This window comes from Fibrobacter sp. UBA3629, assembly GCF_002374005.1.
Classification (GTDB): Bacteria; Fibrobacterota; Fibrobacteria; order Fibrobacterales; family Fibrobacteraceae; genus Fibrobacter.
In genome coordinates, this window is the sequence record NZ_DFLC01000007.1 from 76,348 (window position 1) to 92,424 (window position 16,077).

General features: G+C 54.0%; 14 protein-coding genes and 1 tRNA gene. 10 read left to right on the plus strand and 5 right to left on the minus strand.

The window, feature by feature from the left end; translation table 11 throughout:
* Positions 1–10 precede the first annotated feature (10 nt).
* The gene (locus B2310_RS02460; RefSeq protein ID WP_173365200.1) at positions 11–1,015 is read left to right on the plus strand and encodes an ATPase, T2SS/T4P/T4SS family; all 1,005 of its coding nucleotides are present in this window, start codon (positions 11–13) and stop codon (positions 1,013–1,015) included.
* Positions 987–3,329 carry a patatin-like phospholipase family protein gene (locus tag B2310_RS02465; RefSeq protein ID WP_290728435.1) on the plus strand — a complete coding sequence of 781 codons (2,343 nt, stop codon included), beginning with the start codon at positions 987–989 and terminating at the stop codon, positions 3,327–3,329. Before B2310_RS02460 ends, B2310_RS02465 begins: the two co-directional genes overlap by 29 nt.
* Positions 3,330–3,347: 18 nt before the next feature.
* Here B2310_RS02465 and mltG read toward each other — a convergent pair whose 3' ends face one another.
* Positions 3,348–4,358 carry an endolytic transglycosylase MltG gene (gene mltG, locus B2310_RS02470; protein ID WP_290726213.1) on the minus strand — a complete coding sequence of 337 codons (1,011 nt, stop codon included), beginning with the start codon at positions 4,356–4,358 and terminating at the stop codon, positions 3,348–3,350.
* 97 nt (positions 4,359–4,455) lie between these two features.
* Here mltG and B2310_RS02475 point away from each other — a divergent pair, with 97 nt between their 5' ends.
* The 4 genes from B2310_RS02475 (at position 4,456) to B2310_RS02490 (ending at position 9,753) form a co-directional block, all read left to right on the plus strand.
* Positions 4,456–4,893 carry a hypothetical protein gene (locus tag B2310_RS02475; protein ID WP_072807991.1) on the plus strand — a complete coding sequence of 146 codons (438 nt, stop codon included), beginning with the start codon at positions 4,456–4,458 and terminating at the stop codon, positions 4,891–4,893.
* Between the two features lie 184 nt (positions 4,894–5,077).
* Positions 5,078–8,515, plus strand: a complete 3,438-nt coding sequence (locus tag B2310_RS02480; RefSeq protein ID WP_290728438.1) for a CIA30 family protein — start codon at positions 5,078–5,080, stop codon at positions 8,513–8,515.
* A 150-nt stretch (positions 8,516–8,665) separates the two neighbouring features.
* A complete protein-coding gene (locus tag B2310_RS02485; protein WP_290728440.1) occupies positions 8,666–9,439 on the plus strand; it encodes an AzlC family ABC transporter permease in 774 nt (257 codons plus the stop codon).
* Positions 9,436–9,753 (plus strand): AzlD domain-containing protein, encoded by a 318-nt coding sequence (locus B2310_RS02490; RefSeq protein ID WP_072807790.1) that lies wholly within the window; start codon positions 9,436–9,438, stop codon positions 9,751–9,753. The genes B2310_RS02485 and B2310_RS02490 overlap by 4 nt, the downstream gene beginning before the upstream one ends.
* 58 nt (positions 9,754–9,811) lie before the next feature.
* On the opposite strand, the gene B2310_RS02495 is transcribed toward B2310_RS02490, so the two are convergent.
* The 3 genes from B2310_RS02495 to B2310_RS02505 form a co-directional block, all read right to left on the minus strand.
* Positions 9,812–9,883, minus strand: a tRNA-Arg gene (locus tag B2310_RS02495).
* A gap of 66 nt (positions 9,884–9,949) precedes the next feature.
* Positions 9,950–11,263: a 30S ribosomal protein S12 methylthiotransferase RimO gene (gene rimO, locus B2310_RS02500; protein WP_290728442.1), complete on the minus strand. Its 1,314-nt coding sequence runs from the start codon at positions 11,261–11,263 to the stop codon at positions 9,950–9,952.
* 78 nt (positions 11,264–11,341) lie between these two features.
* A complete protein-coding gene (locus B2310_RS02505; RefSeq protein ID WP_173366554.1) occupies positions 11,342–12,178 on the minus strand; it encodes an SPOR domain-containing protein in 837 nt (278 codons plus the stop codon).
* Between the two features lie 234 nt (positions 12,179–12,412).
* Between B2310_RS02505 and rpsU the strand changes: the two genes are divergently transcribed.
* On the plus strand, positions 12,413–12,622 hold the full coding sequence (rpsU, locus tag B2310_RS02510) for a 30S ribosomal protein S21 (RefSeq protein ID WP_173366553.1): 210 nt from the start codon (positions 12,413–12,415) through the stop codon (positions 12,620–12,622).
* A 162-nt stretch (positions 12,623–12,784) separates the two neighbouring features.
* The gene (locus B2310_RS02515) at positions 12,785–13,255 is read left to right on the plus strand and encodes a GatB/YqeY domain-containing protein (protein ID WP_173366552.1); all 471 of its coding nucleotides are present in this window, start codon (positions 12,785–12,787) and stop codon (positions 13,253–13,255) included.
* A 148-nt stretch (positions 13,256–13,403) separates the two neighbouring features.
* Here the strand turns inward: B2310_RS02515 and B2310_RS02520 are convergent, their stop codons facing one another.
* Complete coding sequence (locus B2310_RS02520) at positions 13,404–14,441, minus strand: PD-(D/E)XK nuclease family transposase (protein WP_290728444.1); 1,038 nt, start codon at positions 14,439–14,441, stop codon at positions 13,404–13,406.
* 289 nt (positions 14,442–14,730) lie between these two features.
* On the opposite strand from B2310_RS02520, the gene B2310_RS02525 reads away from it, so the two are divergent.
* Both B2310_RS02525 and B2310_RS02530 read left to right on the plus strand, forming a co-directional pair.
* Positions 14,731–15,288 (plus strand): phospholipase D family protein, encoded by a 558-nt coding sequence (locus B2310_RS02525; protein WP_173382859.1) that lies wholly within the window; start codon positions 14,731–14,733, stop codon positions 15,286–15,288.
* Between the two features lie 49 nt (positions 15,289–15,337).
* Positions 15,338–16,066, plus strand: coding sequence for a hypothetical protein (locus B2310_RS02530; protein ID WP_290728446.1), 729 nt, complete (start codon positions 15,338–15,340; stop codon positions 16,064–16,066).
* Positions 16,067–16,077 lie beyond the last annotated feature (11 nt).

Below are 16,077 nucleotides of genomic sequence, written 5' to 3' on the forward strand. Positions count from 1 at the left end.
AGATTGTGTTATGGCTACAGAAATCGAACCGATTTTAGATTATGTTGTCAACATTGGCGCAAGTGAGCTGATTGTGACAGAAGGTGCCGCTCCCGCTGTTCGCCTTGCTGGCAAGGTGGGCGTTGTTCCCGATGCTCCCGAGGTGGAATTCGGTTCTCTTCGCGAGTTCCTGGGCGCAATGGAAGGCGATACGGGTTTCATGGTTTGCGGCCCGTGGGCTGGATGCAAGTGGCGCGTCCGGTTTTTCCGTGCGGCCCTCGGAAACGCAGCCGTGTTTCGCCCGCTGATTGCGGAATGTCCGTCTTTTGATTCCTTGGGCGCCCCGCAGTCTGCCTCGAGCCTTTTGGCGCTAAGTTCGGGATTGGTCGTGTTTGCAGGGCCGGCATGCTCGGGCAAGACGACGACCGCGACGGCCTATGTGAGCTCTCTTTGCGAGTCCCGGGTGTTGCGTGCAAGCCTTCTGAATGGCTTCGAAGAAATTCCCGTGAATATGGGCGGTAGCCTTGTCCTGCGTGATTCCTCGGGCTCGGTGGCCGACCGTATTTCGCAGGCGCTCCGCAGTGGTTGCGATCTTATATGGCTTGGCGATTTCAGCGGCGAAAACCTGTTGCCGATGTTGCGTGCCGCAGAAGCGGGTGCGCTTGTCGTGTGCAACGTGACAGCGGGCAATTCTGCCGGAGTGATGGATGCCCTACTTTCGATGGTCCCCTCCACGGAGCGTGACCTTTGCCGCACGATGCTTGCCGCCTATCTCAAGGCAATTGTTGTACAACGGCTGCTTCCCGGTGCTTCCGATGGAACTCCGGTGTCTGCCTGGGAAGTGTTGTTCAATACGCAGAAGGTTGCTACGCTTATCCGTAGCGGCGAATTTTTCAAGCTTTCATCGATTATCGCCGCTTCGGGTTCGGAGGGGATGCTTCTGATGGATGATTGCTTGGCCGAACTTGTGAAGGCGGGGTACATTGCCCGCGATGTCGCGGAGAGGTATGTCTCTAACGTCGCGCTTCTCGGCTAGGTTGTTTAGAACCGTTTGCACGGCGGCCCTTGCCGCTTTTTCGCTGCTGCCCGCCCAAGCTACGGATTCCACGCAGGCTCTGGTTGCTGATACACTGTCAGGGCAGTTGCCGGAATCGCCCGGGAATGTCGATTCGCTCGCGGATGCCGCTGCGACCCTTGAAGCCCTGAGCACGGTTCCCGATTCGGTTCAAAATCGGAATCCCGAGCCGGAAAAGGATTCCGCGGTTTCCTCTCGCCAGATAAAGTCCGTTCTTTATTTGGGAGGCGGGGAGAATTCTCCGTGGTTCCACCTCGGCGTGCTTTATGCGGTTGAAGCTTATTCTGTGCCTGTAGATTCCGTTGTAGGGACTTCGTGGGGAGCCTTTGTCGGATACCTCTGGACGAAGGGCGTCTCGCTGGATGACATCCAGCGGATTTTGCGCGACGAGGATTTCTCGAGAATACTTTCTTCTAAAGAGGGTTTTGCCGGGGAGCCCCGCTACAGGCTTCCTGTTTCGGAGTCCGGCATGCCGGCTCTTCGCGAACGGTTTTCGTTCTATGTCGATTCCTCGGGAAATGTTCACAGGCGACAGAAATTGCTTGTCCCCGATTCGGGTAACGTGCAGTCGTCTCTTTCCTATCTCCGCCTTCAGGAATCGATTTTGCGCCATAGCGGAAAATACAGAATCCCGTTTTCCGTTTTGGGTTGTGACGGCTCGCTCGGAAGTTCGTTCAAGGAAGTCATGGGGAGCTTGCCTGTGAAGGGAAGCGAAATGCCGGGAGACTTTTGCCCTTACCTTGCGCTCCCTGCGGAAGATTCTCCCGACGAAATGGCGATTATTGCGGTTGCGGCCCCTCTCCGCGGAGAACTTCGTGTCTCGGGACCGCAGAAGGCGATTGCGTTGAATACTCTAAAAAATCTTGGGTCGCAGCCCGGAATCGTAGTGCGTCCGCATACGGTGTCGGATACTTCGCGCAACGGCTGGATCCAGGCGGGATTCTCTGCGCTCGAATCGAAACTCTCTCAGATGGCTCACATCGGCATGCGCCGAGGCGACTACGGTTCGGCTCACGTGGCGTCCATTCCGTGGTTCAAGTTCAAACCCTCGTTCGATAGCCTGTCCGCCGAGACGCATTCCCCCGTGAAATCCTACTGGAGCGAAAGCGATACGGGAATTGTCGCTCCGAGAAATTTTGCATACAGCCTTTTGCGGTTCCCTGCGATTGATTCCGTGGCTTTCGACATGCAGCTTGATGGGGATGTCCTAGTGGATGCCGAAATCAGGCCGACTTTCGATGTGGCTGTTGGCGGGTTCGGGTCGAATGTCATCGGTCCGAATGCCTATGCCGAAATCGATTTTTATCATGTGGATCAGATGGAAATCCAACTGATGTTTTCCGGTTTTTGGGGCGGAACCTCCTATGGCTTTGCCCCGAAGGCTCAAATCGGCCGGCTCTGGAGTTTGGATTGGGGAATGGAAGTCGGGTATACCTGGCAGAAACTCCAGCCGTTAAAAACCTTTGCCGAAGACGTTCCCGGATATTACAGGATCCGTTCCGAAAAGAAGAGCGATATCTTTGCATCCATGTTCTACAGGTTTGACAAGCACCAGAAGGTTTCTGCGGATTTCCTTTTTGCGGATCGCGTCTACGAACTTGAACGCCGCTACTATCCGGGCGGGGAATTCGAGATGTATCCTGCGTCGCAGAAACTGCGCTATGAATATGTCTCGGGCGATGGACGGGTCTGGTTCTCGGAAAACGGCTTTGCCTTCCATGGCGATATTGGCCTTACGTCCATCGGCTACGACTTCGGATTCGACGAGATTATCCCGACATTCATCACTTCGTATTTCGATGCGCAGTATGCCATTTCGCCCAAGCCCTTCGTGACATTGAATGCGCTTGCCGCCTTCGCGATGAACAAGTACCATAAGCATGGTTACGGTTACGTATATCCGGAATCCTTCGAAATTGAACCCCTCGACAACTGTATCCGCCCCCGCATCGCGGCGACGCCCTGGAGCATGGAATGGATTAATCCGGATTTGGTGTCGCACCATTATGGGTTGGTTCGCCTGCAGGGAGGCTTGCATTACAGGGGCTCCGGACTCTGGCTTAATTTTGCCTATGTCCATGATTTCGAGGAAAATCCGACCGCGACTTTCGGAAAGCACAGGTTCGTCTTTGAACCGGCCCTGCGCTTGGCCTACAAGTCCGTTAAGATTTATGCAGGAATGTCTCGTGTCGTGGATAGCGAAACCTTCGGCGATCTCGCGGATTTCGACAACTATAGCTACTTTATCCGAATCGGCGAATACGACCTGTTCTAGGATTTAGATTCCGCCGTTCTATTCGCCGCGGTTCTTTGCCGCCACGTCCTTGTACTTGTTGTGTTCGGAGAGCGTCTTGCTGAAGAAGTGCGTCATGCTCCCGTCATCCTTTGCGACAAAGTAAAGAGCCTCGGTCTTGTCGGGGTGTAGTGTCGCCTGTATCGCCTTGCGCCCGGGGTTCGATATCGGGCCCGGCATGAGCCCCTTGAACTTGCGGGTGTTGTACGGGCTGTCGCTGTTGAGCTGGCTCTTGTAGATGGGCCCGGTCAGGTTCCTGAAGATGAACCGCACCGTCGGGTCTGCCCCGAGCGGCATGCCAATCCTCAGTCGGTTGTGGAATACTCCGGCGATAAGCGGGCGCTCATCGGGAATGCCCGTCTCCTCCTCGACTACGCTTGCCAGTGTAAGCACCTTGTGCCAGCTGCCGAGCGTCTTCCACATGGAACTAGCCGAGTCGGGCATGAACTGGTCGCGCACCTTCAGGTTCGCTGCCACCATCTGCTTGAGTATCGTCTCCTCGTCCGCGTCGATGGGGAAGGGGTAGGTGTCCGGGAGCAGGTAGCCTTCCAGCGAGTTCGCATCGACTCCGAGGCTTCGGGCGAACTTCGGGTCCTGGACGAGTTCGTTCCAGCGTTTTTCGTTCAGGTCCGGGAACGCCTTCTTGAGATAGGCGGGGATCTCCCACGAGGCCCGACCTTCGGGTATGGTCACCCGGCGTACCGCGGTCTTGCCGCTCCCGATGATGCCTGCAATTTCGTCGAGGGTCTGGTGCGGGGGTATCTCGAACCAGCCGGCCTTCGGGGAGGGCGGGTTAAGCTTGCACCAGACCTTGTAGGCCAGTTCGTCGTCCCAGATTCCCTTCTCGCGGAGGATGCCGAAAACGTGCCCGGCGGAACTCCCCTTGGGTATATTTATGAGCACGGTTTCGCCGTTTTTGGAGGTCTCGGCCAGCCGATTTTTCATCTGGAAGGCGAAAAAGGCACAGGCGAGGGCTAAAAAAACGCAAAAAATGGCAAAAATCTTCTTCATGATGTAAAAATTTAAAAGAAATTGTGACCAATTGCAAAAATAAAAGGTATATTCCTTATGCATTGTTGAATATTTTACCTTGTTTTTGAGGAACGATATGAAAAAGCTTTTCGTAATGGCACTTGGTTTGATGGTCGCTGCAGCCTTCGCTGCTCCCAATAAGGTCAAATCCAAGCTCGGTGATATTGAACTCACCAAGGAAAAGGGTGGTGGAAACGTAGTCTGCACTGCCGGGTTCAATGACGAACTTACCATCGTCAAGGACGGCGATACCGATGTCCTGGTCAAGGGTAGCTGCGGCCAGGGCTGGGTGCCCAAGTCCAAGGTCGAATACGTTGCAGCTCTCGCCGGCGACAAGTCCATGAAACTCGATGGCGTGGACGTGGTGGGCTGGCTCGATAACCCGAGCGCCGTGTTCGTGTTGGAAAACGACGACATGGACTTTGACGGTGTGAACATCGACCGTGACTTCAAGGAATACCTGCAGCACACGATGGACCGCGAAACCATGGAAATGCACAACAACGAAAACTAATCGTTGCAGCGTTTCGAACGGATTTACGCCCCGCATTAAGCGGGGTTTTTTGTTTCTGTTGGCAGGGACGCGTTTACTGAGGTAAACGGCAATGTTTGCGCTGTGTTTTTTGTCACGTGGATTTTGGGGCTGCAGAATCTAAATTTAGGGTGGGGTGGAGAAACCAGAAAAAAGGATGTGTGGTATGAAAAAAATCGCTTTGCTGATGGTCGCCTTGTTGGCGGGATTATCCTTCGGACGCATTGGTCCTGTGAGCCAGTATGGGCAACTCCAGGCAGGCAAGGTTGGCAATGGCCCGGGCCGGATTTACGGTTCCTGCAAGGGCGTCACTAGCGGTAATGAAGTTGTTGTGCAGGGCATGAGCCTTTTCTGGAGCATCTCGAGCGACGTGGGTTCGCCTTTTTGGACATCCGAAATCGTGTCTGGGCTTGTGCAGAAGCAGAACATCCAGGTTATCCGTGCGCCGATGGGTGTGGATGAAAGCTGGGGCTCTGGCAACTATTTCTCAAATGAAAGCCACTACCAGGGCCTGATGAACACGGTGGTGCAGGCCGCCATCGATAACGACATCTATGTGATTATCGACTACCATAGCCACAAGGCGAACGAGAATACGGGTAACGCGAAGAAGTTCTTCGGCTATATGGCGTCGACGTGGGGCAAGTACGATAACGTCATCTTTGAAATTTTCAACGAGCCGACGTCGCAGTCCTGGGGAACCATCAAGCAGTATGCCGAAGCGGTAATCGACACTATCCGCATGTACTCCGACAACCTTATTGTCGTCGGCAACCGCAGCTATGACCAGTATCCGAACGAGGCCGCGAGCAGCCCGATTAACGACAAGAATGTGGCCTACACGTTCCACTTCTACGCGGGTATCGATGAGGCTGGCCAGCATGAGACCAATCGCGAAGGCGCAAATGCCGTATCGGCGATGAATAGCGGCCTTTCCGTGTTCGTGACGGAATGGGGCAACTCTGGTCCGGGCGGCAATGGGACGATGTACAGCAATCGCAGCAGCGACTGGTACAAGTGGATGAGGGATAACAAACTTTCAGGTGCGAATTGGTCTGTTTCGAACAAGAACGAGGTTGCATCGTACTTTAGCGGGAGTGCGTGGAACTATTCGACAAGTGGCAAGTGGGTGAACGATTCGATTTTTGCATTCCTTCCCAAATCCTATGCCGCCTGTTCTACGTCGCCGACCTCCAGCAGCTCCATTGCCAGTTCTTCCAGCTCGCTGCCTGCGGGCTACACCGACTACATCGACGACCTGGAAGACGGTGACGGCTTTGCTTTTACCGGTGGCGAATGGTACGCCTATACCGATGCAGGCGATAAGGGAGCATCGACGATTTCCAATGGCCTCGGCAGGAACGACGGCTACAATGTGGTCTTCTCGGGCTCTACGGCAGGCAATTCTACCAAGTACGTGGCGGGAGTGACCGGCGTGAAGCTTTCGCAGGGCGACAACCCATACGACCCGTATGTGGCGCTCGGCGTGGCCCTGAACGAATCGCAGACCGCCTACGACCTTTCGGCCTGTAACGAAATCAGCTACAGGTACAAGGGTGCCGCGCACAACTTTAAGGCCGAAGATACCGACGTGACGGATTACGGCTACCACCAGATAACAAAGGCCGCATCGGGCTCATGGACGACGGTAACGATTCCCTGGAACATGCTGTCGCAGGAAGCCTGGGCCAAGCCGGTGACGCTTTCCAAGAAGCGTGTCGCCAAGTTCACCTGGGAGATCAAGGGTACGCAGCCGAGCATGAACTACCTGTATGTCGATGACGTGCGCTGCTCCGGTTTGGCGTTTAAGCCTGTACCGTCTCCGACATCCAGCAGTTCTTCCGTGATGAGCAGCTCGAGCGTAGCTTCTTCTTCCAGCATGTCCTCGAGTTCCTCCAAGGTCCAGATGGTGCTCCAGCTTACGAGCGGGAAAGCAGACCAGACGGTGACTGCGGGCTATTCCATCGAGTCTATCGTCTACGGCATCAAGAATGTCACGAATATCAGCGTTGCCGGGCTTCCCGCCGGATTGAACGGCGTGGTAAGCAAGAGCAATACGACCTTCACGATTTGGGGAACGGTCGCCGATTCTTTGAGCGACAAGGAATACTCTTATACGGTTACCGCGGTGGGAGCCGACTCGACTGCGACCGCTACGGGCAAGATAACCGTGAAGCACAAGCCGGTAACGACGACGGTTTCTGTGACGAACAACTCGACGCAGACGGTGACCGCTGGTGATTCTATCAAGCCTATCGTGCTCAGCTATGCCAATATGGATTCAGCAAAGGTGACGGGGATTCCGCAGGGAACATTCTCGATGCTTCAGGACAAGAGCGCGAAAACGCTGACGATTGCCGGCGCTGTGGACGAAAGTCTTTCCGATAAGGAATACACGGCAACGGTGACGGTGTACGGTCCGGACAACAATGCGACTGCCTCCGCGAAGATTACGGTGAAGCATAAGCCGTTGGTGACCTTGATCGAGCTTGTTAGCGGGAATTCTACGCAGACGGTGACTGCGGGCGATGCCATCGAACCGATTGTCTACAGGTACGAGAATATGAAACAGATTACTTTGTCGGGAATACCTGCTGGCCTAAAAGGAACGAAGGATGACAATGCGAAGACGTATACGATTTCGGGTATTGTAGCCGATTCGTTGACCGACTATGTGTATGACTATACGATAGCGGTGACCGGTCTCGACAACAATACTTCTGCAACGGGCAAGATTACGGTAGTAGGACGGTCTTCCAGCTCTATCGCATCTTCTAGCAGTGAGGAAAGCTCGAGTTCCGCTGAATCGTCGTCTAGCATCGAAAGCTGCTCTTCTGAAGAAAGCAGTTCAAGTGTCGCTTCGTCCAGTTCGTCGATTGAATCGAGCAGTAGCGAAGCGTCTTCTTCGGGCGTAGAAATTGAGTCCAGCAGTTCGGAAGAATCGTCTTCCAGTTCTGCCGAATCTTCTTCGAGCGATGCGAACCAGGTTGTTGTGACGGGTAGCCTGAAGCAGACTGTTGCTCGCGGCGAAGCGTTTGAAACCATCACGTTCAGCAATGTGCGGTCGTTCAATCGCGATACATGGAATATCTGGTTCTTTAATTTCAAGGAATCTGGTGAAGTGGTGACCGTTGAAGGCACCGTGCACGAGGGCTTCCCGGTAGGTACGGCTGTAGAAACCGTGACGGTTAACGGGCAGAAGTACGAGATTACGTTTGTCGTGACTGCCCCCGAAAGCAGTTCCTCCGTGACGAGCAGCTCAAGCTCGGCGCTTTCTTCTTCCAGCGAGTCTCCGGTTTCGTCCTCGAGTGAAAATCCTTTGACATCCTCGAGTGCCGAGCCTGAATCCTCTTCCAGCGAAGGCACGACAGTCGCCATGTCGCGCGTATCAAACCCGCTTTCAATGGCTGTTGCCGGCCGTACGCTTCATGTCTCGGGCGCAAGCGACATGTCGGTAGAAGTATTCGACATGCAGGGCTCTCCGGTGGCGACCTTCGCGCATGTGAAGGGCTCTGTGAATCTCGAAATGCTCCGTCAAGGCAGCTTCGTCGTACGTCTCCGCGCGGGCTCCAGCACGCTGGTCCGCCGCATTGTGGTGAAGTAACAAGGAAAATATTGCACCGATAGCTGCCCACGCAAATAATCCACGTAGTAGGGAAGGCAAAGCCTTCCCTTGTTTTTACGCCTTCTTATAAAATGCGTAAATTTGCATATTTGCATAGATTTCCTATAGAATTTTTCTATATTTGTCGCCATGAAGTTTTCTAAAGGCGTCCAGGACGGCCTTCCGATAGGCCTCGGGTACTTCGCGGTGTCGTTCTCGTTCGGCATCGCAGGCTCCAAGCTTTTGAGCTGGCCGCTGGTCACGTTCATCTCGATGACGAACCTCACCTCGGCGGGCCAGTTTGCGGGTCTCCAGATTATGGCCGATGCCGCGGGCACGTTCATCGAGATGGCGATTGCGACTTTCTTTATCAACCTGCGCTACAGCCTGATGGCGATTTCCCTGTCGCAGAAGGTGGCTCCCAGCTTCGGTACGGGCAAGCGCCTGCTGTTGGCAACGGGCATTACGGACGAAATCTACGCGCTTGCGGTAAGCCAGACGGAACCTGTGACGGCGCGGTATTTTGCGGGCCTCATGGTGCTCCCCTACATCGGGTGGTCCTCGGGTACGCTCTGCGGGGCGGTCTGTGGCGAGATCCTCCCTGCGGTAGTGACGAACGCCCTCGGGGTGGCGCTGTACGGCATGTTTGTCGCAATCGTGGTCCCGCAGATGAAGGCGCATCGACCCACGCTTATCGCCGTCCTGATTGCAATTGCCTGCAGTTGCGCGTTCAGGTACGTGCCTGCGCTCAGTGGCGTGACTGTCGGGTTCGCGATTATTATCTGCGCGCTGATCGCCTCGCTCCTCGGTGCAGCCTTCTTCCCGGTAAAGGACGATGACGATTCGACCGATGACCAAAATGTTGCGCAACCTTCCGGCGCGCAACCCGCGGGGGAATGCGGACAAAGTAAGGAGAGCGCATGAACCTGAGGGATTACTGCTTCTTCCTGCTCGTGATGGCGGGTGTCACCTACCTATTGCGTGCTGTCCCGTTCGTTCTCCTGAAGGGGAAAATCAAGAGCCGCTTCTGGCGTTCCTTCCTCGCGTACGTTCCATACACGGTGCTTGCCGCGATGACGGTACCTGCCATCTTCTATTCCACGAACAGTGTGCTTTCGGGAGCGTGCGCGCTCGTTGCCGCAGTCATCGCGTCGCTTCTCGGGCGCGGCCTCGTGGGGGTTGCCGTTGTCGCCTGCGTTACGGTGCTCGGTGTCGACGGCATCATGCTGTTGCTATAAACTATAAACGACAAACGAATTGCAAATAAAAAAAAGCGCCCTGTGCGGAGCGCTTTAATACCCATGTCCGGAATCGAACCGGAATAACCTCCTTCGGAGGGAGGGACACTATCCATTGTGATACACGGGCCCGGCCAATGTAATTCCGCAGTGCGCGGAATCCATCCGGTATTGTGCCTGCAAATATAGTAATTATTCAGTCCAGAATTTTGACAATCAGCTCGTGCGGTTCTGCGTCCACTACCAGCGCGTCGTGGAATTCGCCCACGTCGGCGTCGCCCTCGAGCACCTTCACGATGTCGTCGTTCTCCATCGAGTTGCCTTCGGTGCGCCCGTAAAAATGGTATTCGCTTTCTTCCGCCACCTGGTCGATGATGATGCGTACCTTTTTCCCAATCATCGATTCAGCGTGTTCCGCGTCGATTTCTTCCTGCAGGTCGGTCACGGCATCGAGCCTTGCGCGAGCCTCGCTCTCGTCAACGGCAGGCAGGTCCATGTTCATCACGGGAGTGCCTTCCTCGGGGCTGAACACGAATCCGCCCAGGTGGTCGAACTGGATGTCTTCTAGCAGTTCCATCAGCTCTTCAAAGTCCTCGTGCGTCTCGCCGGGGAACCCGACAAGCACGGTCGTGCGGAGAGTCACTCCCGGAATGCGCTCGCGAATCTTATGCAATATATCGACGAGTTCCTTCTTGCGGTAGTTGCGCTTCATGTTCTTGAGCACGTTATCGCTGGCGTGCTGGATAGGCATGTCCACGTACTTCACGAGGCGCGGTTCGTTCGCCATCAGGTCTAAAAGTTCGTCGTCCACGAACATCGGGTACCAGTAGAGCGTGCGTATCCACGGGATGTTCGTGTTGTCGAGAATCGCGCGGAGCAGGCCGGCCAAGGTGCCGCCCTTCTTGCCCTTCTCGCGCCCGAAGTATGTTGTGTCTTGCGCGATGAGAGTAATTTCCTGCACGCCCTGTTTTTCAAGTTCTTTTGCTTCTTCGACAATGTCTTCGATGCTGCGCGAAACCTGCTTCCCGCGGATGAGCGGGATTGCGCAGTAGGCGCAACGGCGGTTGCAGCCTTCCGCAATTTTCAGATAGGCGTGGTGTTTGAACCCGCCGAGGTTCATGCGCGGGAGGTTCTCTGCATCGCAACTTTGCGGGGCGACGATTCCCATCTTCTTCAGGAGTTCGCCCGGCTTGTACGTGCCTACCCAGTAGTCCACCTCGGGCAGTTCCTTCACGAGCTCCTCGCCGTAGCGGCCCGAGAGGCAGCCCGATACAATCAGTTTCTGCCTTGCCTTCTTGCCTTTAATTTGTGCGAGAATCGCGTTGATGGATTCTTCCTTCGCGGCCTCGATGAACCCGCACGTGTTCACCAGGATGTAGTCCGCCTTGGCTGCGGAATCACAAGTCGCGAACCCTGCGTGCAGCATTTCGCCGACGAGGTTCTCCGCGTCGACCTGGTTCTTGGCGCATCCTAAATGGACAACGAAAACTTTGGGCTTCTTTGTAGGCATGTTTGCAAATTTAGAAAATAGGTCCTGCAAAAAAAAGAGCCCCGGAGGAGCTCTTTTCGTAAAGATTGCGCGAACCGCTTATTCCCAGTCGTCCACGAAGTCTTCGGCAGGTGGGGCAGGCGGGGCTGCGGGTGCCGGAGCGGGAGCGGGTGCAGGCTCCGGTGCAGGAGCGGGTTCTGGTGCGGGAGCGGGTGCCGGTTCAGGCTCGGGTGCGGGCGCAGGTTCCGGTTCCGGTGCAGGCGCAGGTTCAGGTTCCGGTGCGGGCGCAGGCGCGGGAGCCGGTTCAGGTTCAGGTGCCGGGGCCGGTTCGGGCTGGTTGTCCTGCGGAGGAGCGTAGTACGAACTGGATTCGCCGCTGTTGTCGGAATCGCCGGCCGGATTGCCAACTTCGTCATTCTTGCTGTTGTCGACCCACCATTGGAAGTTCAGGGCCGAAAGCACCTGCTTGCCGTATTCCTGGGCATTGGCGTAGGTTGCAAAGAATCCGACGCGAACGCGGTAGTAGGTACCTTCGAGTTCGCCCGGGTTTTCCACTTCGGCGACGTAGGCCTTGATGTTCTGTTCGGCAAGCTTCTTGACGATGCCGTCAGCGCCCTTCTTCGAGGGCTGGATGCTCACCTGGATTACAAACGGACCTTCACTTTGCGGCTGGATGTCGCCTGTAGCGGTCGGTGCCGGCGCGGTTTTTGACTTTTCTTCAACAGCGGGTTCTGACTTGGATCCTTGGGAAAGGGACTGGATGGGTACCAATTCCGGCTCGTCTGCTTGTTCGGCGGCAGCGGGGGCCTTTTCTGTGGCTGCCGGTGCGGCTTGTTTCATGTCCGGAACGATTTCCTGTTCCTCTTTGCTGCAACCAACAAAGAGCGCGCCTGCGATGACGGCGGCACAAAGTGGGTACGACCATGCTGATTTCATTCGGAATCTCCCAAAAACGATGTAAAAAACCTAAAAGTAGGGGCTTTCTGGTAAAAATATATATAAGTCTTTGAGGAACCGCAAGTTATAAATAAGAAAATAACGAAAAAAAACCCTAATTTCGCAAATATGCGACTGAAACTTCTGTTTTGAAGTTACCCTTGACGAAATCCCGCGAGTTAAATATATTTGGCTATCCAAAAAACGAATATCTAATTCAACCAAAGGATTATCGTGATCGGCGTAATTGTTAAGTCCAACGAACCTTTTGAACGCGCTCTCAAGCGTTTCACCAAGTCCTGCGAAAAGAATGGCATCATTTCCGATGTCAAGAAGCGTCAGCGCTTCGAAAAGCCTTCTGAAGAAAAGAAGCGCGTCGAAACGGCTGCCCGCCGCAAGCGCTTGAAGGAAATCGCTGACCAGAACCGCAAGCGCCTCTACTAGTAGGCGTCCGGCTAGGCCAAGGTGTCTTGGCTGCAGTCCAGGGTTTTTGAAGGTTTTTGATTTGAGTGATGAGTCGTCGGTCCATGACCGGTGGCTCGTTGCGTGTTTTTAGAACTTTAACCACGACGCCAGGAGCGGGGCGTTATCCGCTCGGGGTAAAACATGAGCAGTGCATTGCTGACAAAGATTAAGGACGATATCAAGGCCGCCATGAAGGCGCACGACGCCGAAACTCTCGGAACGCTCCGTACCCTCCATTCCGACATCAAGAACGAAGCCATGAAGTCTGGTGCCACTCCGGCCCAGATTGAAGAAACCATCACCGACGAGATGTGCGTCGACGTTCTTGCGAAGAGCGTCAAGCAGAAGCAGGAAGCCATCGAAATCCTCAAGAAGGGTGGTTTCATGGACAAGATTCCCGCCGAAGAATCCTGCATTGCGCTCTACCGCAAGTACATGCCTGCCGAAATGACTGAGGACGAAGTCAAGGCCCTCATCGCCGAAATCAAGGCGGCGACCGGAGCCTCTTCCCCGAAGGATATGGGCAAGATCATGAAGGAACTCTCCCCGAAGGTCAAGGGCCGCTTCGACGCCAAGCGCGCATCCGCCTTGGTTCAGGAAGCGTTGAAATAACTGTAAAAAAGTCCATTTTACGTGACCAATCGCAAGTTTAGCCTTGCGGTTGGTATTTTTTTATAAAATGAAATACATACCTTGCATATTGCAATACGGCATGCCAACGTTTATGTTGACATGCCTTTTTTGAACTGTCGTTTGACGCTTAGAGCTTGCGGATTTCGTCTTCAGTGAGCTTGGAAACCTGCATAACCTTTTCTACGGGAATTCCAAGATCGAGCATGGCTTTCGCCATTTCCCGAGCCTTGTTCTTTTCGCCTTCAGCACGCCCTTCAGCACGCCCTTCTTCGCGCCCTTCTTCGCGCCCTTCAGCACGTCCTTCAGCGCGACCTTCCTCACGGGCACGGACCTTGAGGGCCGCCAGGTAGTCCAGTTCTTCTTCCGTCATCACCATGTTTCTTGCCTGCTGTTTAAGGATGCTGTCCGGAGCAGTCTTTACAAGAAGGCGCTTGATCGCCTGGGCGATTACATCGTCGTTGAAGTCGGGGAGCGAGTCGGATTCGCCGGCGTGCTTCAAAAGCCAAAGCCAGCGGTCTTCGTCGGTCTCTACCTGTTCTTCCGTCTTGTCGAACTGCGTCAGGTCATAAAGAATATACTTAACTTTGTCGGTCAGCGTCAACCCCTTCTCGTTGCGGATGCCCCAAGTGCCGCAGTAGCCGTCCTGCTGCTCCAAGTGAAAATCGCAGACCCAGATGGCGTAGGTGGGAGGAATTTCGTAACGGAGGTCGTAGCGCTGGGCACGAACCTCGCTAGGGGTGTCCTGGTCGGATTCCTTAAAGAAATCCTGGTCCCATTCGTACTTGCTCTGGAGCATGAAGGCGCTGTGCTGCAAAAGGATGCGCTCGATAAAACGACTGTGTTTCGCCTTCTGCATCTCCACATTAATGCAGTACCCGTTGGACGTTGTTGCGCGGATGTCGAGGCGGAAAGTTTTGGTCTGCGGGAAAAGGATGTTCACCTCGGTGTTCTTCACCGTAACGGAGACGATTCGCTTTTCGCCCTCCAGGTGAAAAACTCCGTTCAAGAAGCTCACAAGAGCATCGGGGTCGTTCAGGAAAACCTTGAATGCCACGTCGTAGAGCGGGTCCAGGTAGGTGCGTTTTTTGATTTTTTCATAGGTCAGTTGTTCCCAGTATTCGCGGGATGCTTCCGCAAAATCGGGAAAGACGGGATTGATAGACATAAAAGTCCTTTGCCGCATATGCGGCAGAATAGGGGCGTTGCCCCAGAATGGGATTGTTAGTGATTGTATGTGCGCCAAGCCATTGCTTGGCGGAAGTCTGTCACCTTGCAGGAGGAGGCTCACTCCCGTGATCGGCTGCGTCGCTTGCCGACTTTATACCTGCTTTCTTTAAACGTTAGGCGCAGATGGTGTAACATCCGGGCCGGGAACTCGCTTGCGTTGATATGTTCCGCAAGTTTACCACTGTCGTCCGGGTTGTCGGAATACAATGAGGAATATATAAAAACGCATGACAAAAAACAAGAGGAAGGTTATCTTTACTCCCGTGCCCACATTCACCAAGTACATCCAGAACGAGGAACATTACTCCGAGGTCATCGCACGGATTGCGAAGGTCCGCGAGACGTTGTGGATCGGTACTGCCGACATCAAGGATGTCTACGTGAAGCAGGACGGCGAATCGATGCCGCTGCTCGGGCAACTGGCCGCACTCCTGAAGCGTGGCGTTGGCGTGCGGCTCATTCACGCGAAGGAGCCGGGCCCGAACTTCCGCGAGGACTTCGACCGCTTCAAGATTTTGGCGACCGACCTCGAACGCGTCATGTGCCCGCGGGTGCATTTCAAGATGATGATTTTTGATTTGGAAACCGCTTACATCGGTTCCGCGAACTTGACGGGTGCGGGCATCGGCATGAAGAGCAGCTTGCGCCGAAACTTTGAGGCGGGAATCCTCACCAACGACCCCGAACTTGTGCAGCCCGCCATCGAACAGTTCGACACGCTCTGGATGGGCTCGCACTGCAAAAATTGCGGCCGCCAGGAATTCTGCGGCGACCGGATTAAGTAAATTTCATATATGTATTTGTGTATATTTAAGGAAAATTAAGGAGTACTTTATGCGTAAATTGTTTTTTCTGATGCTGATCATGCTTGTGTTCCAGCTGACGGGCTGCATGGGGTTCTTCTTCCGAATGAACCGGCTGGAACAAAAAACGTTCGCTCCTGAACTTTCGGATGCATATAAGAACAATGTCGGACTCGATACGACTTATGATGTTAGTGCCGGCAGTATGAGCTTGGAACAGATCAAAGAAAAAACGCATCCTGCCGTGCGGAAAATCCTAATGACATTTATTCTACAAGACGAATTTGATTATAGGAAGCATCTGAAGTTTAATTTGGTCAACGGTTATATCATGGACGCCGTCATGAAACGCGATGATGATGAAAACGCGACAGTTTACTTGGCGCATGTGAACTACGGTGGCGAAAAAGATGACGTTCTAAGAAACAAGCTAAAAGCCGTTTTTGATGTGTGGCATATTAATGGCCGGGTCACGAGGATAAAGCATCGGATTGATGATAAGATCCTTTATGACATGGATGTCGAGAAAAAATATGAGCGGCAATACTACGACAACGGTCAAATGATGGCCGATTACCGAGGTGATTTCCTAAATGATACTGAAGGCGCTGTTCGATATAACGGAATATGGACCATATATTCCGAAAGGGGCAAAAAGGTTGCTGAATGCGAAATTAGCGATGCCCGAGTGAACGAAAGTTCCTGCCAAAAATGGGATGAAAAGGCTGATTTAAGCAAGCTTGATCGCCATCTTTATTAATCTGTACTGCC